Genomic DNA, 23,813 nt, shown 5'->3' with positions numbered 1-23,813 from the left:
GCGGAAGGGATGGGTCTACGAGTACCGCGGATGCGGGAGCGTGGACGGCGGGAGCCCGGTGACCCGGCCGCGTTCCGCGTCGCGGGCGGCGTCGCCGAGGGACTGCGTGGACAGCGAGCGCAGGGCGGGCGTGTCCCGGTCCACGCGCAGCGCGGGCACCCCTTCGCGGGCGGCGAGGACGAAGCCCCAGTCCTGCGGATGCGCCTCGGGGGCGGCGCCGAGCGCCCGGTCGGGCCCCGCGGCGAATCCGGAGAGTCGGCCGCCCGCGCTGTAGGGGGCGGTGCTCAGGCCGGCCGCGCGCAGGGTGGCTTCGACGGTCCAGTAGGTACGGGGCCTCGTGGCCAGCGGTCCCGCGTGCACGGCGAGCCGCCCGCCGGGGCGCAGGGCCCGCGCGGCCAGCCCGTAGAACTCCTGCGAGTACAGCTTCGTGCTGGGGGTGATTCCGGGGTCGGGCAGGTCGGAGACGATGACGTCGAAGCGGTCGCGGGCGGCGGGTCCGCGCAGCCAGCGGAAGGCGTCCTGGGTGACGACTCCGAGCCGCGGATCCTCGTACACCCGGCCGTTGAGCGCGGAGAGCATCGGGTCGGTGCGGGCGAGCCGCACGACTCCGGGGTCGAGTTCGACGACGGTGACGGAGGCGACGTCGCGGTAGCGCAGGACTTCGCGGGCGGCGAGCCCGTCGCCGCCGCCGAGGACCAGGACCCGGGAGTGCGGGCCGGTCATCGCGGGGTGCACGAGGGCTTCGTGGTAGCGGTACTCGTCGTATCCGCTGACCCGCAGGCGGCCGTCGAGGAAGAGGTCGAGCGAGCGCGGGGAGCCGGTCGGGGGGCCGGTCAGGACGAGCTCCTGGACCCCGGTCTGGACGGCGACGCGGACCTCGCCGCCGTAGACGGCGCGCCGGGCCACGCGTTCGAAGTCGTCGGCCAGGACGGTGGCGCTGGCCAGGACGGCGAGGACGCCGATGTTGGCGGCGATGAGCAGCCAGCGGGCGCGGCGGCTCAGATCGCGGCGGAACAGCCACAGGACGAGCCCGGCGCCGACGGTGGCGTTGACGGTGCCGGTGACCATGGCTCCGGTGAGCTGGCCGAGGACGGGCAGGAGCAGGAAGGGGAAGGCGAGGCCGCCGACGAGGGCGCCGACGTAGTCGGCGGCGAACAGGTCGGCGACGGCGCCGCCCGCGTCCTGTCTGCGGATCCGCTGGATGAGCACCATCAGGAGCGGGATCTCGGCGCCGATGAGCACGCCGATGGCGAAGGAGAAGGCGACGAGCGCGGGCCGCGACTCCCCCAGCCAGGCGAAGCTGGCGTAGAGCGCTATGGCGGAGAGCCCGCCGAGGAGGGCGAGCGCCGCCTCGATGGCGGCGAACCCGAAGGCGGGGCGGTTGCGCAGGGCCTTGGCGAGGAGGGATCCGACGCCCATGGCGAAGACCATGACGGACAGCACGACCGACGCCTGGGTGACGGAATCACCGATGAGGTACGAGCCCAGGGCGAGCAGCTCCAGCTCGTACACGAGCCCGCAGGCGGCACAGACGAACACGGTGGCCAGGACGAGGAACCGGCCGGTCCGGGGCCGTACGGGCAGGGCGGCCGGGACGCGGGCCGCACCGCGCGGATCCGGAGCCGGGAGGCGGCGCCACCTGGTGCGAAGCACCCCGCGCGGGGCGGAACGGTCGATCATGAAGCGAACCGTACGTCACCGCCCGCTTGCATCAAGTCACCCACATGGGTGTAAGTGACGCACTGGTTCGGGCAGTTGGCGTAACCGCTCGACAACTCCGCACCCCGGTGAGCCCGTACGCGTGAACGTCGAACTCGGAGGCGGTCGCGCGTGGGGGGCGGCCCCACAGGAACCGCCCCCCACGCCGCGGGCGTCAGCCGAATGAGTGCCCGTCAGATGAGCGCCGGCGCCGCCGCGGCCGCGGCGCCGACCGCGGGCACCCCCGTCGCACCCATCCGCACGCCGACGCGCGTGCGCGTCGCCACCAGCTGCCCTTCCTGCGGGTAGGCGTGCCAGGTGCGCCATCGGACCTGGCCCTCGTAGCGCTGCGCGAGCATGGCGGTGAAGGCGTGCGGGTCGCCGGGGAAGGTCCCGGCGAGCCCGTTCGGGTGATCCGCGACCAGCGCGAGCAGTTCCTGCGCCCGGCCCGCGAAGGAGCCGCGCGAGAGGGTCTCGACCCGCGCGGCGAACTCGTACTCCCAGTCGCCGACCCGCTTGGCCACGCCGAGCGGCAGCGGGGTACTGCTCCCGGGCATGCAGGCGACGGTCTCCGAACAGAGCACGTCCCCCTCTTCCAGGAGCACCTGATGAGAGGCCCCGAGCAGGCGCAACTCGACTTTTGCGCCCATCAGTTCGAGGTTCAGTACGGCCAGGGCGGGCAGCCGCTCCCGACCCAGGGCCCAGGCGAGGTCGGCGGCACGCGTGTCGGTATAGGTGGTCTGGAGGGTCGTGAGCATGAGTCGGCTCCGCAAACGCGCGAGGGAGATGGGCCGGGGCCCGCCAGCGGTAGTCAACGGGTGGGGGACACCGGCACGGGTCCACAGGAAGTCCCGGGAGGTCCGGGGACTGGTCTACTCAACCGAGGGAATCATGAAAGGCACGGCACTCACAGCGTTTTTACCCAACTTGACGGGGTTTACATCCCCTCGGGGGCTCCTCAGTTCACGTGTTCAACAACATCCCGCCCGTACGCCGTAATACGCGGCGGCGACGCCCCGAACAAGAAGACGCCTGACGGAAGTTGTCCCCGGTGGACGCATCGCGTACACGCATCCATGCTCCCCCGTGTCAGCTGGATCCGCATCCTCCGCCGCCGCACGACGAGGAGGAGGAGCCGCAGGAGGACGAGGAACCGCACGAGGACGAGGAGGATCCGCACGAGGACGAGGATCCGCCGCCGTCCGAGCCACTCGCCCACCAGCTGCTGCCACTGCTGCTGCTCGAGCCGCCGCTGCCCTTGTAACCGCCCGAGCCGCCGCCCGCGTACCCGGAGCGGGCCGCGCGGAACACCAGCATTCCGATGAGCACCACGACGACGGATACGGCCAGGCCGATCATGACCAGAACGAACGTCATGTCCGTTCACCCCCTTTGCGTTCCACCCGGTTCCCCGGGTCCGGGATCCCCTGTCGTCCCGTGTGCAGGGGGGATGCCCTCGGCGTACGCGGCCCAAAGCTCACTTGAGCAAGTCCAGAGCTTGCCGGAAGGATGACGCCATGAGCGCACCCGAACGCAGCAGCAGCCACCCCGACAGCACCGCCGCCGACCGCCCGTTCCTCAACCGCAGGCTGGCGGCCTTCGGTACGACGATCTTCGCGGAGATGTCCGCGCTGGCCACCGCCACGGGATCGATCAACCTCGGCCAGGGGTTCCCCGACACCGACGGCCCCGCCGAGATCGCCGAAGCGGCGGTGCGCGCGATCCGCGACGGCAGGGGCAACCAGTACCCGCCGGGCCCCGGAGTCCCGGAGCTGCGCCACGCCATCGCCGACCACCAGCAGCGCTTCTACGGCCTGTCCTACGACCCGGACACCGAGGTCCTCGTCACCGCGGGCGCCACCGAGGCCATCGCGGCCGCGCTCCTGGCCCTCCTGGAACCGGGCGACGAGGTCATCGCCCTGGAGCCGTTCTACGATTCCTACGCCGCCTGCATCGCGATGGCCGGGGCGGTGCGGGTCCCGCTCACCCTGCGCGCCCCCGATTTCCGCCTCGACGTCGACGCGCTGCGCGCCGCCGTCACCCCGCGGACCCGGCTGCTGCTGCTGAACACCCCCCACAACCCGACGGGCACCGTGCTCACGCCCGCCGAACTCGCCGCGATCGCGGAGCTGGCCGTCTCCCGGGACCTGCTGGTCATCACGGACGAGGTCTACGAGCACCTGGTCTTCGAGGGCTCCCACACCCCGCTGGCGGGCCTGCCGGGCATGCGGGACCGTACGGTGACGATCTCCTCCAGCGGCAAGACCTTCTCCTTCACCGGCTGGAAGGTCGGCTGGGTGACCGGGACCCCGGAGCTGGTCACGGCGGTGCGCTCCGCCAAGCAGTTCCTGACCTACGTCTCCTCGGGGCCCTTCCAGTACGCCATCGCCGAGGCGCTGGCCTTGCCCGACTCGTACTACGAGGGCTTCCGCGCGGACCTGGCCGCGAAGCGCGACCTGCTGGCGGACGGGCTGGCGGCGGCCGGCTTCGAGGTGTTCCGGCCGCAGGGCACGTACTTCATCACCACCGACATCACCCCGCTCGGGGAGCGCGACGGCCTGGCGTTCTGCCGGGCCCTGCCGGAGCGGTGCGGGGTCGTGGCCATCCCGAACCAGGTGTTCTACGACGACAAGTCGGCCGGTGCGACGCAGGTGCGGTGGGCCTTCTGCAAGAAGACCGAGGTGCTGGAGGAGGCCGTGGCCCGGCTGCGACGCCTCTGAGGGCCCTGACGGCCCCGAGGGCTACGCCGGCAGGTCGAAGTCGAACCAGATGCGGTGGGTGCCGTCCTCGTCGACGCGCAGGCCGCCCGTGCCCGTGATGCCCTTCAGGGCCCGCGTGCCGCTGGCCGGGACGATCGCGAAGTGCTCGGCGCTGCGGTCGGGGCCGCCGTCCGTGGTGGCCCCGTGGACGAAGTTGAAGGCACCCTCACGGCCCGCGAGGGTGCCTTCGAAGGACTCCATGGCCACGTAGCTGCCGACGCCCGCCTCCTGGTCGAAGGCGGCGGTGAAGAGGGTGGCCGAGCGGCCCGAGAGGGACTCGCCCTCGTAGTGTTTCTCCATCGTCGCCACGCCGACCGGGAGCCCGGTCTCCACCGGGGGCTCCGGGGTCAGCGGGGCCGGAGTGAAACTGACGACCTTGAAGGTGCCCGAAGCGCTCATCATCATGGGGCGAGCGTAAACGCGTCACAAGCAGGACGAGGCAGGACGAGGGAAGTCGGGGATACATGTCCATGGCCACCGCCACGGCCACCGCATCGCGCGCCGTACGCACCCGGACCCCCACCGCCGTCCTCGCGCTCGGGGTCTTCGCCGCCCTGCGCGGGGCCGGGGTGCTGGTGGTCGCCGCCGTGGCGTGGTGGACCGGACGCAGCCCCGTCAAGGTGCTCGGGGAGTCCTGGGACTCGGTCTGGTACCTGCGGATCGCCGAGCACGGCTACGGGCGCACCCAGATGTACCCCGGCATCGGCTCGCTCCAGAGCGACTCGGCCTTCTTCCCGCTCTACCCCGTCCTCATCCGCTGCGCCTCCCTCGTGCTGCCGGGCTCCCTGACCACCGCCGCGCTCGTGGTCGCCTGGATCGCGGCCGGGGCGGCGGCCGTCGGCGTGTACCGGGTCGGGGAACACCTCCTCGGACCCCGCGGCGGGCTGCTGCTCGTCGCGCTGTGGGCCGTGCTGCCGCACTCCCTCATGCTGACCCTCGCCTACACCGAGCCCCTGCTGGCCGCCTTCGCTGCCTGGGCCCTGTACGCCCTGCTGCGGGGCCGGTGGGGCTGGGCCGCGGGGCTGGCCGTGCTCGCCGGGCTGACCCGGCCCACCGGGGCCGCGGTCGCCGCCGCCGTGGTGGTGAGCGCCGGGTACGAGATCCTCGTACGCCGCGGCCGCCCTGCCCCGGGGGTGTGGGCCGCCGCGGTGGCCGCGCCCGCGGGCTGGGTCTCGTACGTCCTGCTCGTCGGCGCCCGCCGGGACGACCTCCTCGGCGGCTACTTCGCCGTCCAGAGCGGCTGGGGCTCGCGCTTCGACTTCGGCGCGGCGGCGCTGCGCTCCGCCCGGAACGCCGTGTCCGGCGGGCACACGGAGCTCGCCACCACGGTGACGGCGGTCCTGCTGGTGGCGGCGCTGCTGCTCGCGGGCCGGCTCGCGGCGGACCGGACGATCCCGCTGCCGCTGCTCGTGTACACCGGCGTGCTGCTGGTGATGACCTACGGCGGGGCCGGCTTCTTCGAGTCGAAGCCGCGCTTCCTGCTGCCCGCGTTCCCGCTGCTGCTGCCGCTGGCGGCCCTCATGGCGAAAGCCCGGCCGCGCACCGCGGTCGTGGTGACCGGGGTGCTGGCCGGGCTCTCGTACGCATACGGGCCGTACCTGCTGCTCGTATCCGGGGTCGCTCCGTGAGGGGAGTGACTCCGTGCGGGACGGCTGAGACCTAGTTGGTCTCGCTGTCGCCCTCGTCGTCGTCGCCCTTGTCGGCGGAGTCGACCTCGGCCTCCAGGCCGAGCTGCTCGACGAGCCACTTGTCGAACTCGATCGACGCGCGGACCCAGCTGACCGTGGAGGACACGAAGTGCTCCAGGTTCACGCCGGTGCCGATCAGCATCTGCGCCTCACCGATCAGGCGGACGGAGCCGTCGTCGTGGGTGTGGCTGTAGACCTTCGGCCACAGGGTGCGGCGGTTCCAGTCGTCGATCGACTCGAGGAGCTGCGGCTTCTCGTCGATCTTGTGGGGGCGGTCGTAGAAGGTCCGCACGGAGAAGACCTGCTGGTCGTCCTCGCCGCGGAACATGAAGTACGTGCGGAATTCCTCCCACGGCGCCGCGAGGTCACCCTCGTCGTCGACGACGTACTTGAGCTCCATCTGCTCCAGAAGCTGCTTGACCAGATCCTGGTCGGGGACGACGGGGCCCGCCGGTCCTGTGGCCTGCGGATCGGGCTGCTGCCCTCCGAAGTTCGGAATCGAGGCCGGGTCGATGCTCACCGTGTACTTCCCTTCGTGCGGATGCGGCCATCCTCCCTCATCCCGCCCGCCTCATGTCCACCCCCGCACGTACGATCCGCTCCGGGCGGACAGGAGTAGGGCCGCCGTAAGGGGGATGGGTGTCTATTCACAGGCCTTTGCGTGTACTCGCGGTGTCGGCGCCGGCCGCGGCGCTGGTGATCGGCATCGGCGGAGCGATCTGGCTGTGGACGGACCCGGGCGACCGGGACGACGCCGGGAAGGGCCCCGAGGGCAGCCACGAGATCACCTGCGCCCAGGCGATGGAGTTCGCCGGCGGGAGCCTGCCCGCGGGGGTCCACGACGAGAAGTGCTGGCGGGTCGACTCGCCGCACTCCACCGCGACCGGATCGTTCCGCTTCGACCGGGACGGGCTGGACGCCTGGCTGGCCAGCGCCTTCCCCCGGGCGCGGGAGTACGAACTGGACGACCGCCCGAAGGTCTGCCCGAAAGTCGGGCCCGGGTTCGACCCGGAGGGCGGGAACCGGTGCCTCGGAGTCGACCGCGCCGACGCCGTACCGGGCCGCGCCGCGAAGGTGCAGATCAGTGTCGAGCAGCAGACGGGGTACGACGTCCGGATCCGGTTCGTCGCCCACGACGGGTGAGGGCCGTACGGGGGCCCCGGGCGGCGGTGTCGCGGCCCGGGGCCCCCGTACGGCCCTCGGCGTGCCTCAGAGCGCCTTGCCGACCAGCAGGTCGTCGCCCGCGAGGGAGACGCGGACGGTGTCGCCGTCCTTGACCTCGCCCGAGAGGATCTCCCTGGCCAGGCGGTCGCCGATCGCCGTCTGGATCAGGCGGCGCAGCGGGCGGGCTCCGTACGCCGGGTCGTTGCCCTTGTCCGCCAGCCAGGCCAGGGCCTCGGGCGTGACGTCCAGGGTCAGGCGGCGGTCCGCCATCCGCTTCGCGAGGCGGCCGATCTGGAGCTCGGCGATGCGGGCCAGCTCGGCCTCGCTCAGGGCCGAGAAGACCACCAGGTCGTCCAGGCGGTTGAGGAACTCCGGCTTGAAGGAGGCCCGCACCACGTCCAGGACCCGGGCCTTCTTGTCCTCCGGGGAGGTGGTCGGGTCGACCAGGAACTGACTGCCCAGGTTCGAGGTCAGGATCAGGATGGTGTTGCGGAAGTCCACGGTGCGGCCCTGGCCGTCCGTGAGGCGCCCGTCGTCGAGGACCTGGAGCAGGATGTCGAAGACCTCGGGATGGGCCTTCTCCACCTCGTCCAGGAGCACCACGGAGTACGGGCGGCGGCGGATCGCCTCGGTGAGCTGGCCGCCCTCCTCGTAGCCCACGTACCCGGGCGGGGCGCCGACCAGGCGGGCCACGCTGTGCTTCTCGGAGTACTCCGACATGTCGATGCGGACCATCGCCCGCTCGTCGTCGAAGAGGAAGTCCGCCAGGGCCTTGGCCAGCTCGGTCTTGCCCACGCCCGTGGGGCCCAGGAAGAGGAACGAGCCCGTCGGGCGGTCCGGGTCGGCGATACCGGCCCGGGTGCGGCGCACGGCGTCCGAGACGGCCCGTACGGCCTCGCCCTGGCCGATCAGGCGGCGCCCCAGCTCCTCCTCCATGCGCAGCAGCTTCTCGGTCTCGCCCTGGAGCAGCCGACCGGCCGGGATGCCCGTCCAGGCTGCGACCACGTCGGCGATGTCGTCCGGGCCGACCTCGTCCTTGACCATGCTGTCCTTGGCGGCGGCCCCCGCCGAAGCGGCCTCCTCCTCGGTGGCCTCGGCGAGCTCGCGCTCCAGGGCCGGGATCTCCCCGTAGAGCAGCTGCGAGGCGGTGTCGAAGTCCCCGTCACGTTGCGCTCGCTCGGCCTGGCCGCGCAGGTCGTCCAGGCGCTCCTTGAGCTCGCCGACCCGGTTGAGGGACTGCTTCTCCTTCTCCCAGCGGGCGGTCAGGCCCCGCAGGTCCTCCTCCTTGTCCGCCAGGTCCTTGCGGATCTTGTCGAGCCGCTCCAGCGAGGCCGGGTCGGACTCGTTCTTCAGCGCCAGCTCCTCCATCCGGAGGCGGTCGACCGCGCGCTGGAGCTCGTCGATCTCCAGCGGGGAGGAGTCGATCTCCATGCGGAGCCGGGACATGGACTCGTCGACGAGGTCGATGGCCTTGTCGGGCAGGAAGCGGGAGGTGATGTACCGGTCGGAGAGGGTGGCCGCGGCCACCAGCGCGCTGTCGTTGATGACGACCTTGTGGTGGGCCTCGTAGCGGCCCTTGAGCCCGCGCAGGATCGCGATGGTGTCCTCGACGCTCGGCTCGGCGACCAGCACCTGCTGGAAGCGCCGCTCCAGCGCCGGGTCCTTCTCGATCCGCTCGCGGTACTCGTCGAGGGTGGTCGCGCCGACCATGCGCAGCTCGCCGCGGGCCAGCATGGGCTTGAGCATGTTGCCCGCGTCCATGGCGGAGTCCCCGCCGGCGCCCGCGCCGACGACCGTGTGCAGCTCGTCGATGAAGGTGATGATCTGGCCGTCGCTGGACTTGATCTCCGCGAGGACGGTCTTGAGCCGCTCCTCGAACTCGCCGCGGTACTTGGCGCCGGCGACCATCGCGCCGAGGTCCAGGGAGACGAGGCGCTTGTTCTTCAGGGACTCGGGGACGTCGCCCTTGACGATGCGCTGGGCCAGGCCCTCGACGACGGCCGTCTTGCCGACGCCGGGCTCGCCGATGAGCACCGGGTTGTTCTTCGTACGCCGGGAGAGGACCTGGACGACGCGCCGGATCTCCTGGTCGCGGCCGATGACCGGGTCGAGCTTGCCCTCGCGGGCCGCCGCGGTGAAATCGGTGCCGAACTTCTCCAGGGCCTTGTACTGGCCCTCGGGGTCGGGGGAGGTCACCCGCCGCCCTCCTCTTGAGGTCTCGAATGCGGACAGCAGCTTCTTCGCGGTCGCGCCCTGGGCGGCGAGGAGCTCGCCGGCCGCGCCGCCCTTGGCGGCGATGGCGATGAGCAGGTGTTCGGTGGAGAGGTACTCGTCGCCGAGCCTGCCGGCCTGCGCGTCCGCCTCGGCCAGCACGGCGAGCAGCTCGCGCGTGGGCTGCGGGGGCGCGACCGTGGAACCGGTGACGCTGGGCAGGGCGGCCAGCAGCCGGTCCGCTCCGGCGCGCACGGCGACCTGGTCGGCGTCGGTGGCGGCCAGCAGGTCGGTGACGTTCTCGTTGTCCTCGCCGGCGAGGAGCGCCAGCAGCAGGTGGGCGGGCGTCAGGTCCGCGTGCCCGTCCTTGACGGCCCTGCTGGTGGCCGCGTTCAGCGCGTCCCGGCTCTTGTTGGTCAGCTCGGCATCCACTTGCGACTGCTCCTCTCCGTACGGTTAACAAGAACAACCTGCACAAAGTTGAGTCTATTCCACTCAAGGTGGAGTTGCGCACCCTTCGCCGCGTCCGCCGCGCCCTGCGCCGTACCCTTCGCACCATGTCTCACGAGGTACTCAACCCGACGCCGGAATACCTCGCCTTCTGGCGGGAGCGGCACGTCTGCACGCTGACCACCCCGCGCCCCGACGGCAGCCCGCACGTGGTGCCGGTGGGCGTGACGTACGACCCGGAGGCCGGGCTGGCACGGGTGATCAGCAACAAGAACAGCAAGAAGATCCGCAACGTCCTGGCGGCGCAGGGGCGCGCGGACGCGCCGGACGGCCCCCGGGTGGCGGTCTGCCAGATGGAGGGACGCCGCTGGGCGACCCTGGAGGGCCGCGCGGTCATCCGTACGGACGAGGCCTCCGTCGCGGAGGCGGTACGCCGCTACGCGGAGCGCTACGGGCGCATGCCGTCACCGAACCCGGACCGGGTGGTCATGGAGATCACCCTGGACCGGGCCATGGGGCGGGCGTAGGGCGCAGGGCGGGCGCGGGCCGGGCGCGGGCCGGGCGCCAGGTGGTTCGGTCTTTGTCCGGTTCAACTACTGGACAGGCACATCACAACGGCGCCATCGTGGTCAGGTCCACGATGGCGCCGCTGTGTGGGGGGTAGCGCCTGAGCGATCTGTGACGACGGGGGAATCGCGTCAGGCACTGCGGGGGGTGGCGGTGGTTTCGGGCTCGAAGAGCTGGTGATCACGTTGATCCAGGTTGACGAAGACCATGCCGTACCGGACCTCGCAGCGCACGGGCTGCGGCGCACCTCGGGGACGGCGCAGGCAGCGGTAGGCGCGGACGTCCTCGTCCTCCTCGCGCACCACTACGATCGGCTGGCCGAAGAGGGTGACCTTCAATGAATCGCCGGCGTACGGAATTGCGCTGGTCAGGTCGATGAACTGCCAGCCCGATCGGTACGCGGAAGCCATTTCGCGACGGAAGCCGCGGTCGTCGGGGGTCATCAGGCGACCCGCGTCGGCATGGAGTCCCAACTGATGTCCCCCGCCTGAGCCGCGAGCAGGGGCGTCGTGTCCCAACTGATGTCCCCCGCCGGAGCCGCATTGAGGGGCGTCGAGTCCCAGCTGATGTCTGACTTGCCCACTCCGTTGACAGCACTGGCTGCCGCAAAGACCGTAGCGACGGAGAAAACAACGGCAAGCGCCGAGCGAAGCATTCTCTTGTACATGGTCGGCTTCGTCCTCACTTGATGGAATCCTCTCCCCCGCGTGTCAGACGATGGCTCATTCAGGCACGTCAGTGCCACAGGGACGATGCATCATGTTCTTACATGTTCAGGACCCTGGGGGGTGGAGATTTGCCTAATAACGATACGAACCCGACACATCCCCACCCGGTCACATGTATGTGCGCCGAGGGAACGCGGCTGTACGCCGCCGCGTTGAGCAATGGCCGCGTACCGCGCAGTGAGGTCGGAAACGCCCCCTGCCTGCTCGAATTCGGGCTGCTGCGACCCGACCCGGATGACGCGAATCAGCTCCGCGCGGTTCCCCCCTCGGTCGCACTCGCACAAAGGCTCCACCCCCTCGAACAGGAGATCCAGGAGCGTCGCCGCAGCGCCGTGGATCTCACAGACGCATTCGAGCCGTTCCTCGCCATCAGCGCCCGGTCCCCCGCGAACAGCCACGCCATCACCCCGCTCGACGGCCTGGAACAGATCAACGCGGCGCTCGACCTGGCCACCGCCGAGTGCCACACCGAGGTCCTGACGGTCCAGCCGGGCGGGGCCCGGCCCCCCTTCGCCCTCTCCGAGGCCCTGGAGCGCGGCACCGCCCTGACCAACCGCGGGGTGAGCATCCGCACGCTGTACCAGCACACGGCGCGGCACAGCCAGGGCACGCTCGCCTACGCGGACCGCATCGCCACGGGCAAGGTCGAGATCCGCACCCTGGAGGAGCTCATCGAGCGCCTCATCATCTTCGACCGCACCGTCGCCTTCATCCCGGCCGGCCCCGGCCGGGGCCTCGCACTGGAGCTGCGCCACCCGGGGCTCGTCCAGTACCTCATCAAGGTCTTCGAGCAGCTGTGGCGCCGCGCCGTGCCGCTGGACGACGAGGTGACCTACGAGCACACCCCGGCCGGCATCTCCGGCGTGCAGCGCTCCATCGCCCAGCTCCTCATCGAGGGGCACGTGGACGAGGCCATCGCGCGCCGCCTGGGGATGAACGTACGGACCTGCCGCGCGCACATCGCCAAGCTGGCCTCCGCCCTGGGCAGCGGCAGCCGCGCCCAACTCGGCTTCCTCATCGCCCAGTCGGGCATCCTCAAGGACCCGCCGTAGCCCCCAGGGGCCCTGGCGCGCCCCGCGGGGACCCCGGACACAAGGAAGGCCCCGATCCACTGGATCGGGGCCTTCCTGGGCTCTGGACGTCAGCCCTGCGGCCGCTTCGGCGCCGGGCGCCAGACGACCAGGGCGTTGCCCGGGACCGGCGGCTGGTACGGGACCAGGTCGCGGCGGTACGAGGCGTGGACCTGGGCCTCGCGCTGCTGGAGGACGGCGGCGGCGCCGTCGACGGCGCTGGAGAGCTCGGCCACGCGCTGCTGGAGCGCGGCGACCTGGTTCTCCAGTTCGATGATCCGCTTGATGCCGGCCAGGTTGATGCCCTCGTCCTGGGACAGCGCCTGCACCGTACGGAGCAGTTCGATGTCACGGGCCGAGTAGCGCCGGCCGCGCCCGGCCGTACGGTCCGGGGAGACCAGGCCGAGGCGGTCGTACTGGCGCAGGGTCTGCGGATGCAGGCCCGAGAGCTGGGCGGCCACCGAGATCACGTAGACCGGGGTCTCGTCGGTGAGCTGGTAGTACGCCTTACCCGTACGAGCCTGGCTGCGGCGACCGTCCATGTCATGCTCCCTTCGCGGACTCGAACAGCGCGGAGCGCGGGTCCTCGGACTCCATCGCGTCGCGGTACAACTCCAAGGCCTCGCGGGCCTTGTCGTTCAGCTCGGTCGGGACCGCGACCTCCACCGTGACGAGCAGGTCGCCGCGGGTGCCGTCCTTGCGGACCGCTCCCTTGCCGCGGGCCCGCATCGTACGGCCGTTGGGGGTGCCCGGCGGCAGCTTCAGCGTCACCGAGGGGCCGTTCAAGGTCGGGACCTTGATGTCGGCGCCCAGGGCCGCCTCCGCGAACGACACCGGGACGGTCACCGTGAGGTTGTCGTCCTTGCGGCCGAAGACCGGGTGGCCGTCCACGTGCACGACCACGTACAGGTCGCCGGACGGGCCGCCGCGCTCGCCCGGAGCGCCCTTGCCGCGCAGCCGGATCCGCTGGGAGTCGGAGACCCCCGCCGGGATCCGGACCTGCATGGTCCGGGAGCTGCGGGCCCGGCCGCTGCCCTTGCAGACGTCACAGGGGGTCTCGGCGATCAGGCCGCGGCCCTTGCAGTCCGCACAGGGGTCGGTCAGCGAGAAACCGCCGCCGCTGCCCCGGGAGACCTGGCCGGTGCCGACGCAGGTCGGGCACACGCGGGGCGTGCCGTTCTTGTCGCCGGTGCCCGAACAGGCCTTGCAGGGCGCCTGCGAGGACATCCGGAGCGGGACCGTGGCCCCGTCCACCGCCTCCGTGAAGGAGAGGGTGACCTCCGATTCGATGTCCTGGCCGCGGCGCGGCTGGGTACGGGTCCCGGCGCCGGGGCCGGCGCCGCCGCGGTTGAACAGGCCGCCGAAGACGTCGCCCAGACCGCCGCCGAAGCCGCCGCCCGCGCCGCCGCCCTGCTGCTGACCCCCGAAGAGGTCACCGAGGTCGAAGTTGAACTGGCCGCCGCCCCCGCCCGGGCCGGGGCGGAAGCCCCCGCTGCCGAACAGGGCGCGAGCCTCGTCGTACTCCTTGCGCTTCTTGGGGTCCCCGAGGATGTCGTTCGCCTCGGAGATCTCCTTGAAGCGCTCCTCGGCCGAGGTGTCGCCCTTGTTGGCGTCCGGGTGGAACTCGCGGGCGAGCTTCCGGTACGCCTTCTTGATCTCGGCCTCGGTGGCGTCCTTCGGGACACCGAGAACCTTGTAGTAGTCCTTCTCGACGAAGTCCTTCGTGCTCATCCCCGGTGTCCCTCCTCTCGCACTGCTTCTACTGTGTGTTCAGCGTCAGCCCTTTTCGGGGGCATCCGCGTCCTTGTCGGACGGCGCGTCGGCCTCGGCCGCCTCGGACTTCGGCGCCGCGCCCGGCTGGGGCTCGGCCACCGCGACCCGTGCGGGACGGATCGTACGCTCGCCGATCCGGTACCCGGGCTGCAGGATCGCCACGCAGGTGTCCTCGGTGACGTCCGGCGCGTACGAGTGCATCAGGGCCTCGTGGATCGTCGGGTCGAAGGGCTCGCCCTCCTTGCCGAACTGCTGCAGGCCCATCTTGGCCGCGGCGGTCTCCAGCGATTCGGCCACCGACTTGAAGCCGCCGACCAGCTCGCCATGTTCCCGCGCCCGGCCGATGTCGTCCAGGGTCGGGAGGAGTTCCGTCAGGAGGGCCGCGACCGCGATCTCCTTGACGGCGATCCGGTCCCGCTCCACCCGGCGGCGGTAGTTCTGGTACTCCGCCTGGAGTCGCTGGAGGTCACCGGTGCGCTCGCCGAGCGCCGTACGGGCCTGGTCCAGCTGGGCCAGGAGGGCCACGTCCGCTGCCGCTGCCGCTGCGTCCCCGGCCGGGGCCGCCGGCTCCTCCTTGGAGGAACCGGCGGTCTTCGGCTCGGCGGCTGCGTCATCCGCGCCGGTGGGGACTTCGGGCTTCTCGTCGAAGCCCGGGGTCTCCTCCGACATCAGGCAGCGCCGCCCTTCTGCTTCTCGTCGTCGACGATCTCGGCGTCGACGACGTCGTCGTCGGCGTGGGCCTGGCCGTCACCGGCCGGGGCGCCACCTGCGGCCTGGGCCGCCTGGGCGTCGGCGTAGATCGCCTGGCCGAGCTTCTGGCTGACGGCGCCGAGCTTCTCGGTCGCGGTGCGGATCTCGGCGGTGTCCTCGCCCTTGAGCTTTTCCTTCAGCTCGTCGATGGACGCCTGGACCTCGTCCTTGACCTCGGCCGGGACCTTGTCCTCGTTGTCCTTGACGAACTTCTCCGTCTGGTAGACGAGCTGCTCGCCCTGGTTGCGGGACTCGGCCGCCTCCTTGCGACGGGAGTCCTCGTCCGCGTACTGCTCCGCCTCCTGGCGCATGCGGTCGACCTCGTCCTTGGCGAGCGAAGAGCCGCCGGTGACGGTCATCTTCTGCTCCTTGCCCGTACCGAGGTCCTTCGCCGTGACGTGCATGATGCCGTTGGCGTCGATGTCGAAGGAGACCTCGATCTGCGGGATGCCACGGGGGGCCGGCGGCAGACCGGTCAGCTCGAACATGCCGAGCTTCTTGTTGTACGCCGCGATCTCGCGCTCGCCCTGGTAGACCTGGATCTGCACGGACGGCTGGTTGTCCTCGGCCGTCGTGAAGATCTCGGACCGCTTGGTCGGGATCGTGGTGTTGCGCTCGATGAGCTTGGTCATGATGCCGCCCTTGGTTTCGATACCGAGGGACAGCGGGGTCACGTCGAGGAGCAGGACGTCCTTGACCTCACCCTTGAGAACGCCCGCCTGGAGGGTCGCGCCGAGGGCGACGACCTCGTCCGGGTTGACGCCCTTGTTGGCGTCCTGACCGCCGGTGAGCTCCTTGACGAGCTCGGCGACGGCCGGCATGCGGGTGGAGCCGCCGACCAGGACCACGTGGTCGATCTCGGACAGGTTGATACCCGCGTCCTTGATGACGTTGTGGAAGGGGCTCTTGCAGCGCTCGAGCAGGTCCGAGGTCAGCTGCTGGAACTGGGCGCGCGTGAGCTTCTCGTCCAGGTGCAGCGGGCCCTCGGCGGAAGCCGTGATGTAGGGCAGGTTGATCGAGGTCTCCGTGGAGGAGGACAGCTCGATCTTCGCCTTCTCGGCGGCCTCGCGCAGACGCTGGAGCGCCATCTTGTCCTTGGACAGGTCGACGCCGTGGCCGTTCTGGAACTGCTTCACGAGGTACTCGACGACGCGCTGGTCCCAGTCGTCGCCACCGAGGTGGTTGTCACCGTTGGTGGCCTTGACCTCGACGACGCCGTCGCCGATCTCGAGGAGCGACACGTCGAAGGTGCCGCCACCGAGGTCGAAGACGAGAATGGTCTGGTCGTCCTTGTCGAGGCCGTAGGCCAGGGCGGCGGCAGTCGGCTCGTTGACAATACGCAGGACGTTGAGGCCCGCGATCTCGCCGGCTTCCTTCGTCGCCTGACGCTCGGAGTCGTTGAAGTAGGCCGGGACGGTGATGACCGCGTCCGTGACCTTCTCACCCAGGTACGCCTCGGCGTCGCGCTTCAGCTTCTGCAGGATGAAGGCGCTCATCTGCTGCGGGTTGAAGTCCTTGCCATCCAGGTTGATCTTCCAGTCAGTGCCCATGTGGCGCTTGACGGAGCGGATGGTCCGGTCCACGTTCGTGACCGCCTGGCGCTTGGCGACCTCGCCGACGAGGACCTCGCCGTTCTTGGCGAAGGCGACGACGGACGGCGTGGTCCTGGCGCCCTCGGCGTTGGTGATGACGGTGGGCTCGCCGCCTTCCAGAACGCTGACGACGGAGTTAGTGGTGCCCAGGTCGATGCCGACCGCACGTGCCATTTTGATTCCTCCAGCTGACTTGAGTGGAACAGACTCAAGGATGCCGCAACGCTGCGCTGGCGTCAACAGAGCTGAGTGGGCTCGACTCAACCTTTAGGCGTTCCTTAGGCGCAAGGCCCGAGCGGGGGACCCCCACCGCGCGGCTCACACACCCCGCCCGCCCCGTGGGGGACCGTGCCCCCATGCTCCTGCCGACCGTCCGGGCCAGCCTCCCCTCGCTCCCCTCCCTTCCCACCTGGCGGGCCCCCTCCCCCAAACGGGTCCTCGACCTCCTCGGGTCGGCGCTCCTGATCGCGGTGCTCCTCGTACCGCTCCTGCTGGTCGCCGGGCTGCTGTACGCGACCCAGGGCGCGGGGGTCCTCGTACGGGAGCCCGCGGCCGGGTTCGGCGGGCGGGCTTACGGGGCCTGGCGGTTCCGGGTCGGCAAGGGCCGGGCCGGGGCGGCGCTGGAGCGGTGCGCGCTGGACGGACTGCCGCAGCTGCTGAACGTGGCGCGCGGGGAGATGTCGCTGGTCGGGCCGCGTCCGGAGCCCCGCACCGACCGGCCCGACCGGCTCCTCGTGCGGCCCGGGATGACGGGGCTGTGGCAGGCGGGCGCGCGTTCGGACCTGCCGTGGGAGGAGATGGACCTGCTGGACCGGCACTATGTGGAGAACCACTGGCTGGGGATGGATCTGGCGATCCTCGCGCGGACCCCGCGGGCGGCCTGGCGGCACAGGCGACCCTGAGCGACGCAGATCACCGCACGCTCGGCTACATTGCGGCGTCGGGACTGGGTAACCTCAAGCCTTGACTGGATAAGTTACCGCTTAGTAAGTGCCGCCCGAGGAGCCCTTCCATGCAACTCGCCGCGATCATCGTGTCGCTGGTCCTGACCGTGGTCGGCGTCGCGCTGCTCGCCCGAGCCGTGGCGCAGATCTACCGCTTCGTGAAGCTCGGACAGCCCGTACCGGCAGGCAGCCGTACGGACGATCCGAAGGCACGAACGCTCACCCTGGTCCGGGAGTTCCTCGGACACAGCCGGATGAACCGCTGGGGCCTCGTCGGCTTCGCGCACTGGTTCGTCGCGATCGGCTTCCTGACCCTGCCGCCCACGCTGGTCCAGGCGTACGGGCAGCTCTTCCAGGCCGACTGGACGCTCCCGATCATCGGCGAGTTCCTGCCGTTCGAGCTCTACATCGAGTTCATCGGCATCATGACGGTCCTCGGCATCGTGATCCTGATGGGGATCCGCCTCGCGTCGCTGCCCTCGCGGGCCGGCCGCAAGTCGCGCTTCACGGGCTCGAAGGCCTGGCAGGCGTACTTCGTCGAGTACATCATCCTGACCATCGGCCTCGCGATCCTGTGCCTGCGCGGCCTCGAAGGCGCGATCCACCACGTGGACTCGTACGAGCCCGCGTACTTCGTCTCGTACCCGCTGGTGCTGGCGTTCAAGGGCATGTCGCTCGGCGCGCTGCAGAACGCCATCTACTTCACCGCGATGATCAAGATCGGCACCTCGCTGATCTGGATGATCGTCGTATCGCTCAACACCAACATGGGTGTCGCCTGGCACCGCTTCCTCGGCTTCCCGAACATCTGGTTCAAGCGCAACGCGGACGGCGCGGTCGCGCTCGGCGCCCTGCAGCCCATGACCAGCGGCGGGAAGGTCATCAACTTCGAGGACCCGGGCGAGGACGACGTCTTCGGCGTCTCCCAGGTCGAGCAGTTCTCGTGGAAGGGCATCCTCGACTTCTCCACGTGTACCGAGTGCGGCCGCTGCCAGTCGCAGTGCCCGGCCTGGAACACCGGCAAGCCCCTCTCCCCGAAGCTCCTGATCATGTCGCTGCGCGACCACGCGCACGCCAAGGCCCCGTACCTGCTCGCGGGCGGCGGCAAGGACATGGAGGGCAACGAGAAGGCCACGCCCGAGCAGCTCGCGAACGTCCCCGCCTCGGCCCTCGCCGAGGCCGAGCGGCCGCTGATCGGCACCGCCGAGGAGAACGGGGTCATCGACCCCGACGTCCTGTGGTCCTGCACGAGCTGCGGCGCCTGCGTCGAGCAGTGCCCGGTGGACATCGAGCACATCGACCACATCGTCGACATGCGCCGCTACCAGGTGATGATCGAGAGCGCGTTCCCGTCCGAGGCGGGCACGATGCTCAAGAACCTGGAGAAGAAGGGCAACCCCTGGGGCCTGGCGAAGAAGCAGCGCGTCGAGTGGACCAAGGAGGTGGACTTCGAGGTCCCGATCATCGGCAAGGACGCGGAGGACCTCTCCGAGTTCGACTACCTCTACTGGGTCGGCTGCGCCGGCGCGCTGGAGGACCGGGCCAAGAAGACCACGAAGGCCTTCGCGGAGCTGCTGAACATCGCGGGCGTCAAGTTCGCGATCATGGGCGGCGACGAGAAGTGCACGGGTGACTCCCCGCGCCGCCTCGGCAACGAGCCGCTGTTCCAGCAGCTGGCCTCGGAGAACGTCGCGATGCTGAACATGGCGTTCGGCGAGGACGACGAGGACCCGGAGACGAAGAAGCCGAAGTCGGCGAAGCGGATCGTCTCCACCTGCCCGCACTGCTTCAACACCATCGCGAACGAGTACCCGCAGCTGGGCGGCGAGTACGAGGTCATCCACCACACGCAGCTGCTCCAGCACCTGATCGACGAGGGCCGCCTCACTCCGGTGACCCCGGTCGACGGGCTGATCACGTACCACGACCCGTGCTACCTGGGCCGGCACAACAAGGTCTACACGCCGCCGCGCGAGATCATGTCGGCCGTACCGGGCCTGCGGCAGCAGGAGATGCACCGCCACAAGGAGCGGGGCTTCTGCTGCGGCGCCGGTGGCGCGCGGATGTGGATGGAGGAGCGGATCGGCAAGCGCATCAACAACGAGCGCGTCGACGAGGCCCTGTCGCTCAACCCCGACATCGTGTCGACGGCGTGCCCGTTCTGCCTGGTGATGCTGACCGACTCGGTGAACGGCAAGAAGAACGAGGGCCAGGCGCAGGAACACGTCACCGTGGTGGACGTGGCGCAGCTGCTGCTGGAGTCGGTGAAGCTGCCGGAGGGCGTGGTGGCCGAGGCGGAGGCTGCTGCGGAGGCGGCTGCCGAGGCCGAGGCGGCCGAGGCTGAAGCTGCGGCGAAGGCCGAGGCTGAGGCTGCTGCTGCCGCCGCTGCGAAGGCGGCGGAAGCGAAGGCCAAGGCTGAGGCGGAAGCGAAGGCGGCTGCGGAGGCTGAGAGAGCTGCTGAGGCGGAGGCTCCGGCCGAGGCCGAGGAGCCCGAAGCCGAGCCCAAGGCCGAGCCCGAAGCGGGCACCGAGGCCAAGTAACCCCCCGCACGACCGGAACGGCCCGCCCCACACGGGGGCGGGCCGTTCCGTCGTCCGGGGTCCGGGGCGGAGCCCCGGTTTCGGGAAGGGGCGGGGTGGGGGAAGGCCCCGCGCAGCGGCCCGAGTCAGGCCGGGTCGGGCCAGGTCAGGCCCGCTCGCTCCGGCTGCGGCGCAGCACGGCGAAGCCGAGGCCCGCCGCGCCCACCGCGGCCATGCCGCCGCCGGCGGCCAGCAGCAGCGGGGTGTTCGCGTTCGCCGAAGCCGGGGTCACGCCCTCCGCACCGGCCTTCACGCCGCCCTTGGGGACGACCCGCTCCCCCGTCTTCTTCACGGGCGCGACCGGCTTCGTACCGCCGTCCTTGGCGCCGTCCTTGCCGTCGCCCTTGGCGACCTCGTACCGCTCGATCAGCTTGCCGCTGGTGAAGTCGTAGACCCGGCTGTTCCCGCCGTTCTTGCCGTCGATGACGACGAACTTCACGCGCTTGCCGTCCTGGACCAGCTTGTAGGTCCAGCCGTCGTTGAACAGGCTCGGGTGCCTCATCGGGTCGATCGTGCCGAGGTGGGTCCCGTTCGGCGTGGAGATCTCGGCGGTCTTGCCCTGCGGGCCGTCGACGAGCTTCGCGATCCGCCCGTCGGTCAGGGTGATCCGTACCGAGCTCTCCACCTTCTCGACCGGCTTCGGCTTCTCGACGGGCTTCGGCTTCTCCACCGGCTCCGGCTTCTGCGCGCCCTCGACCCAGGAAGTCACGGTGCCGTTGGGCTGGAGGACGACGTGCAGGCCGTTGTTCTGGCCGTAGGCCGCCGCGCCGCCCTGGCTGACCAGGGTGTCCAGCTTGGTGCCACCCGCGAAGACGTCGGCCTCGAACCGGTCGGCGCCGACCTTGTAGACCTTGGCGACCGAGCCGTCGGCCAGCTTCACGGTGGTCACGAACACCCGGCCCGCCGGCTTGACGGGCGGGGCGGTCGGCTCGACCGTCGGGGTGGTCGGCGGGACGCTCGGGTCCACCTGCGGGTCCACCTGGGGGTCCTGCGGGTCGGCGGTCGGCTGCTCCATGCCGGGCAGGACCTGCGGTTCCGGGACCGCCGGGGAGTCCGCGAAGGCGGACCCGACGGGGAGGGCCAGGACGGCGGCCGCGCCGGCGACGACGGCGGCGGTACGGAGGGTGGTGCGGGGGCGGGGGCTGCGCATGGCGGGACGCTCTTCTCGGGCTCGTGCTCGTCGGTACTCGTTCGCGGCGGCGACACCAACGAAGCTACGGGTCCGGTATGTCCGTATTCCGTCGACCGTGTAACGGAGTCCCGCAGACTGCCGCGCAGCCGTGTAACCCACCCCGGGAAGCCCCATCAGAGCCCTGCCGGAGCCCCGCCGGAGCCCCGCCGGAGCCCCCGGGGGCCGCCCCTGAGACGACCCCCGACCGCCCCCTAGGGGATGTCACAGGTCAGCCGCAAAGGGGGCCGTTTCCGGCAGCCGGGCCACCGGGCCCCTCCGGAGCGGGTACTTTCGATCACGTGGCTGGATTCAGGATCGGACGCGGCCGGGACAACAACCGCACCCCGCAACAACCCCCGCGGCAGCAGCCGTACGGCTCGCAGCAGGCCGCGCCCCACCAGGCGCCGCAGGCTCCCGCACCGTACGGCCAGCAGCCCTACGCCCCTCAGCAGTGGCCCCAGCAGGCCGCCGCCGGGGGCCACGGCGAGCCCGAGTACTACGACCCGCACGGCGGCCCCGTGGGCCAGGGCCCGGGTGCGTACCCGGGTGACGCTCCGGGGTACACCCAGGCCTTCGCCATCGGCGAGGACCCGTACCCCTACAACCAGGGCGCGACCTACCAGGCGGGCGCCGCTCAGGCCGCCGCCCCCACGGGTCCGCGGCTGCCGTGGAAGGAACTGCTCCGCGGCATCGTGACGCGGCCCGGGGCGACGTTCCTGCAGATGCGCGACTACCCCGTCTGGGGCCCGGCGCTGACCGTGACCTTCCTCTACGGCCTGCTCGCGGTCTTCGGCCTCGACGAAGCCCGCAAGGACGTCATCAACGCCACCCTCTCGAAGGCGATCCCGATCGTCCTGTCGGCGGGCGTGGCCTTCGTGATCTGCGGCCTGATCCTCGGCGCCGTCACGCACACCCTGGCCCGCCAGCTGGGCGGCGACGGGGCCTGGCAGCCCACCGTGGGCCTGTCGATGCTGGTCATGACCCTCACGGACGCCCCGCGCCTGCTGTTCGCGATGTTCCTGGGCGGGGACAACATGTTCGTGCAGGTGCTGGGCTGGGCCACCTGGGTGGCGGCCGGCGTGCTCTTCACGGCGCTGGTCGGCAAATCGCACGACCTGCCGTGGCCGAAGGCCCTGGGCGCGTCGGCGATCCAGCTGATCGCCCTGCTGTCGATCATCAAGCTGGGCACGCTGTAACCCTGTAACCAGCACAGACACCGGAACACGCAACAAGGGGCCCGCCGCGCGAAACGCGCGGCGGGCCCCTTGTTGCACTCCCACTGCTCAGGCGTCGAGGACCTGGCCCTCACGCTGCACTACGGGCGGCTGGACCGACCACGGGAACTCGATCCACTCGTCGGTCTTCTTCCACACGTACTCGCACTTCACGAGCGAGTGCGACTTCTCGTAGATCACGGCGGACCGGACCTCGGCGACGGCCCCCAGGCAGAAGTCGTGGACCAGCTTCAGGGTCTTGCCCGTGTCGGCGACGTCGTCGGCGATCAGGACCTTCTTGTTGGAGAAGTCGATCGCGTCCGGCACGGGAGCCAGCATGACCGGCATCTCCAACGTGGTGCCGACCCCGGTGTAGAACTCGACGTTCACCAGGTGGATGTTCTTGCAGTCGAGCGCGTACGCCAGCCCGCCGGCGACGAAGACGCCGCCCCGGGCGATGCTCAGGATGATGTCGGGCTCGTAGCCGTCGTCGGCGATGGTCTGCGCCAGCTCGCGCACGGCGCGGCCGAAGCCCTCGTAGTCGAGGTTCTCGCGTACTCCGTTGCTCATGCCTCGTGCCTCACCTGGGTTCGGTGGAAGTTCTGGAAGGAGCGCGAGGCGGTCGGTCCGCGCTGCCCCTGGTACCTGGACTCGTACCGCTCGCTCCCGTACGGGAACTCGGCGGGCGAGCTGAGCCGGAACAGGCACAGCTGCCCGATCTTCATACCCGGCCAGAGCTTGATCGGCAGCGTGGCGAGGTTCGACAGCTCGAGGGTCACGTGCCCGGAGAACCCGGGGTCGATGAAACCGGCGGTCGAATGCGTCACCAGACCGAGGCGGCCCAGGCTGGACTTCCCCTCCAGTCTGGAGGCGATGTCCTCGGGCAGCGAGATGACCTCGTAGGTCGAGGCGAGCACGAACTCACCCGGGTGGAGGATGAACGCCTCGTCCCCCTCCGGCTCGACCATCCGGGTCAGATCCGGCTGCTCGGTGGCGGGGTCGATGTGGGCGTAGCGGTGGTTCTCGAACACCCGGAAGAACCGGTCGAGACGTACATCGATGCTGGAGGGCTGCACCATCGACTCTTCGAATGGGTCGATGCGAACCCGTCCGCTGTCGATCTCGGCCCGGATGTCTTTGTCAGAGAGAAGCACGTCCCGAGGATACGCAGAGCGCGCGGACCGCCCCAATCGAGGCGGATCCCCGCGCGCCGGTCAACCGTCTGCGGCTCCCACTGAGGCCACCCCTACCGCTTGGCGGCGCCACCCACGGGCACGGCATGCCTCAGTCGCGCGCAGCGCGGACACCGCAACAGCCGCCCCGGCCCGATCCGGCCGGCACCGAGGTGCTGCAGCGGGAACGAAGCGGTGCTGAATACGTGCCCTTCGGCACAACGGACGACGGTGTGCTCCATCGAGTCCCTTTCCCCAACCAGCCGTACTGCGACGAATCGCC

General features: G+C 70.7%; 23 protein-coding genes. 8 read left to right on the top strand and 15 right to left on the bottom strand.

Annotation, left to right across the window (positions count from 1 at the left end; translation table 11 throughout):
* Window positions 1-15 precede the first annotated feature (15 nt).
* The 3 genes from OHU74_RS19360 to OHU74_RS19350 all read right to left on the bottom strand — a co-directional run bounded on the left by OHU74_RS19360 (window position 16) and on the right by OHU74_RS19350 (window position 3,075).
* Window positions 16-1,680, bottom strand: coding sequence for a polyamine aminopropyltransferase (locus OHU74_RS19360; RefSeq protein WP_371617080.1), 1,665 nt, complete (start codon window positions 1,678-1,680; stop codon window positions 16-18).
* A 212-nt stretch (window positions 1,681-1,892) separates the two neighbouring features.
* On the bottom strand, window positions 1,893-2,456 hold the full coding sequence (locus OHU74_RS19355) for a DUF2617 family protein (RefSeq protein WP_371617079.1): 564 nt from the start codon (window positions 2,454-2,456) through the stop codon (window positions 1,893-1,895).
* Window positions 2,457-2,787: 331 nt separating this feature from the next.
* Window positions 2,788-3,075, bottom strand: coding sequence for a hypothetical protein (locus tag OHU74_RS19350; RefSeq protein ID WP_371617078.1), 288 nt, complete (start codon window positions 3,073-3,075; stop codon window positions 2,788-2,790).
* Window positions 3,076-3,215: 140 nt separating this feature from the next.
* Between OHU74_RS19350 and OHU74_RS19345 the strand changes: the two genes are divergently transcribed.
* Window positions 3,216-4,418: a pyridoxal phosphate-dependent aminotransferase gene (locus OHU74_RS19345; protein WP_371617077.1), complete on the top strand. Its 1,203-nt coding sequence runs from the start codon at window positions 3,216-3,218 to the stop codon at window positions 4,416-4,418.
* 21 nt (window positions 4,419-4,439) lie between these two features.
* On the opposite strand, the gene OHU74_RS19340 is transcribed toward OHU74_RS19345, so the two are convergent.
* Window positions 4,440-4,856, bottom strand: coding sequence for a DUF3224 domain-containing protein (locus OHU74_RS19340; RefSeq protein ID WP_371619732.1), 417 nt, complete (start codon window positions 4,854-4,856; stop codon window positions 4,440-4,442).
* A 71-nt stretch (window positions 4,857-4,927) separates the two neighbouring features.
* Here OHU74_RS19340 and OHU74_RS19335 point away from each other — a divergent pair, with 71 nt between their 5' ends.
* On the top strand, window positions 4,928-6,085 hold the full coding sequence (locus OHU74_RS19335) for a mannosyltransferase family protein (RefSeq protein ID WP_371617076.1): 1,158 nt from the start codon (window positions 4,928-4,930) through the stop codon (window positions 6,083-6,085).
* A gap of 31 nt (window positions 6,086-6,116) precedes the next feature.
* Here OHU74_RS19335 and OHU74_RS19330 read toward each other — a convergent pair whose 3' ends face one another.
* Window positions 6,117-6,665, bottom strand: coding sequence for a YbjN domain-containing protein (locus OHU74_RS19330; protein WP_330297672.1), 549 nt, complete (start codon window positions 6,663-6,665; stop codon window positions 6,117-6,119).
* A gap of 137 nt (window positions 6,666-6,802) precedes the next feature.
* Between OHU74_RS19330 and OHU74_RS19325 the strand changes: the two genes are divergently transcribed.
* Window positions 6,803-7,288, top strand: coding sequence for a hypothetical protein (locus OHU74_RS19325; RefSeq protein WP_371617075.1), 486 nt, complete (start codon window positions 6,803-6,805; stop codon window positions 7,286-7,288).
* A 66-nt stretch (window positions 7,289-7,354) separates the two neighbouring features.
* Here OHU74_RS19325 and clpB read toward each other — a convergent pair whose 3' ends face one another.
* A complete protein-coding gene (clpB, locus tag OHU74_RS19320) occupies window positions 7,355-9,952 on the bottom strand; it encodes an ATP-dependent chaperone ClpB (RefSeq protein ID WP_371617074.1) in 2,598 nt (865 codons plus the stop codon).
* 125 nt (window positions 9,953-10,077) lie between these two features.
* Between clpB and OHU74_RS19315 the strand changes: the two genes are divergently transcribed.
* On the top strand, window positions 10,078-10,497 hold the full coding sequence (locus OHU74_RS19315; RefSeq protein WP_371617073.1) for a pyridoxamine 5'-phosphate oxidase family protein: 420 nt from the start codon (window positions 10,078-10,080) through the stop codon (window positions 10,495-10,497).
* A 171-nt stretch (window positions 10,498-10,668) separates the two neighbouring features.
* Here the strand turns inward: OHU74_RS19315 and OHU74_RS19310 are convergent, their stop codons facing one another.
* Window positions 10,669-10,980 carry a (2Fe-2S)-binding protein gene (locus OHU74_RS19310; protein ID WP_330297668.1) on the bottom strand — a complete coding sequence of 104 codons (312 nt, stop codon included), beginning with the start codon at window positions 10,978-10,980 and terminating at the stop codon, window positions 10,669-10,671.
* Window positions 10,980-11,120: a hypothetical protein gene (locus OHU74_RS19305; RefSeq protein ID WP_371617072.1), complete on the bottom strand. Its 141-nt coding sequence runs from the start codon at window positions 11,118-11,120 to the stop codon at window positions 10,980-10,982. The genes OHU74_RS19310 and OHU74_RS19305 overlap by 1 nt, the downstream gene beginning before the upstream one ends.
* 186 nt (window positions 11,121-11,306) lie before the next feature.
* On the opposite strand from OHU74_RS19305, the gene OHU74_RS19300 reads away from it, so the two are divergent.
* Window positions 11,307-12,317 carry a helix-turn-helix transcriptional regulator gene (locus OHU74_RS19300; RefSeq protein ID WP_371617071.1) on the top strand — a complete coding sequence of 337 codons (1,011 nt, stop codon included), beginning with the start codon at window positions 11,307-11,309 and terminating at the stop codon, window positions 12,315-12,317.
* A gap of 89 nt (window positions 12,318-12,406) precedes the next feature.
* Here the strand turns inward: OHU74_RS19300 and OHU74_RS19295 are convergent, their stop codons facing one another.
* Genes OHU74_RS19295 through dnaK form a run of 4 tightly spaced genes read right to left on the bottom strand, consistent with a single transcriptional unit; the run spans window position 12,407 to window position 16,624 of the window.
* Window positions 12,407-12,877: a heat shock protein transcriptional repressor HspR gene (locus OHU74_RS19295; protein ID WP_371617070.1), complete on the bottom strand. Its 471-nt coding sequence runs from the start codon at window positions 12,875-12,877 to the stop codon at window positions 12,407-12,409.
* Window position 12,878: 1 nt separating this feature from the next.
* Window positions 12,879-14,066, bottom strand: coding sequence for a molecular chaperone DnaJ (gene dnaJ, locus OHU74_RS19290; RefSeq protein WP_371617069.1), 1,188 nt, complete (start codon window positions 14,064-14,066; stop codon window positions 12,879-12,881).
* A gap of 45 nt (window positions 14,067-14,111) precedes the next feature.
* Window positions 14,112-14,777: a nucleotide exchange factor GrpE gene (gene grpE / locus OHU74_RS19285; protein ID WP_371617068.1), complete on the bottom strand. Its 666-nt coding sequence runs from the start codon at window positions 14,775-14,777 to the stop codon at window positions 14,112-14,114.
* Window positions 14,777-16,624 (bottom strand): molecular chaperone DnaK, encoded by a 1,848-nt coding sequence (gene dnaK / locus OHU74_RS19280; RefSeq protein ID WP_330297663.1) that lies wholly within the window; start codon window positions 16,622-16,624, stop codon window positions 14,777-14,779. Before dnaK ends, grpE begins: the two co-directional genes overlap by 1 nt.
* 182 nt (window positions 16,625-16,806) lie before the next feature.
* Here dnaK and OHU74_RS19275 point away from each other — a divergent pair, with 182 nt between their 5' ends.
* Window positions 16,807-17,352, top strand: a complete 546-nt coding sequence (locus tag OHU74_RS19275; protein WP_371617067.1) for a sugar transferase — start codon at window positions 16,807-16,809, stop codon at window positions 17,350-17,352.
* A 110-nt stretch (window positions 17,353-17,462) separates the two neighbouring features.
* Window positions 17,463-19,934, top strand: a complete 2,472-nt coding sequence (locus OHU74_RS19270; RefSeq protein WP_371617066.1) for a (Fe-S)-binding protein — start codon at window positions 17,463-17,465, stop codon at window positions 19,932-19,934.
* 145 nt (window positions 19,935-20,079) lie between these two features.
* On the opposite strand, the gene OHU74_RS19265 is transcribed toward OHU74_RS19270, so the two are convergent.
* Window positions 20,080-21,123, bottom strand: coding sequence for a hypothetical protein (locus OHU74_RS19265; protein WP_371617065.1), 1,044 nt, complete (start codon window positions 21,121-21,123; stop codon window positions 20,080-20,082).
* A 320-nt stretch (window positions 21,124-21,443) separates the two neighbouring features.
* Here OHU74_RS19265 and OHU74_RS19260 point away from each other — a divergent pair, with 320 nt between their 5' ends.
* The gene (locus OHU74_RS19260; protein ID WP_371617064.1) at window positions 21,444-22,340 is read left to right on the top strand and encodes a YIP1 family protein; all 897 of its coding nucleotides are present in this window, start codon (window positions 21,444-21,446) and stop codon (window positions 22,338-22,340) included.
* 87 nt (window positions 22,341-22,427) lie between these two features.
* Here OHU74_RS19260 and OHU74_RS19255 read toward each other — a convergent pair whose 3' ends face one another.
* Together OHU74_RS19255 and dcd are read right to left on the bottom strand one after the other, a co-directional pair.
* The gene (locus OHU74_RS19255) at window positions 22,428-22,928 is read right to left on the bottom strand and encodes a phosphoribosyltransferase (RefSeq protein ID WP_330297658.1); all 501 of its coding nucleotides are present in this window, start codon (window positions 22,926-22,928) and stop codon (window positions 22,428-22,430) included.
* Window positions 22,925-23,512 carry a dCTP deaminase gene (dcd, locus tag OHU74_RS19250; RefSeq protein ID WP_371617063.1) on the bottom strand — a complete coding sequence of 196 codons (588 nt, stop codon included), beginning with the start codon at window positions 23,510-23,512 and terminating at the stop codon, window positions 22,925-22,927. The genes OHU74_RS19255 and dcd overlap by 4 nt, the downstream gene beginning before the upstream one ends.
* Window positions 23,513-23,813 lie beyond the last annotated feature (301 nt).

The sequence above is a fragment of the Streptomyces sp. NBC_00454 genome, assembly GCF_041434015.1.
Lineage (GTDB): Bacteria > Actinomycetota > Actinomycetes > Streptomycetales > Streptomycetaceae > Streptomyces.
The sequence above is the reverse complement of the archived record's forward strand: the minus strand, read 5'-3'. Positions and strand labels throughout refer to the sequence as shown.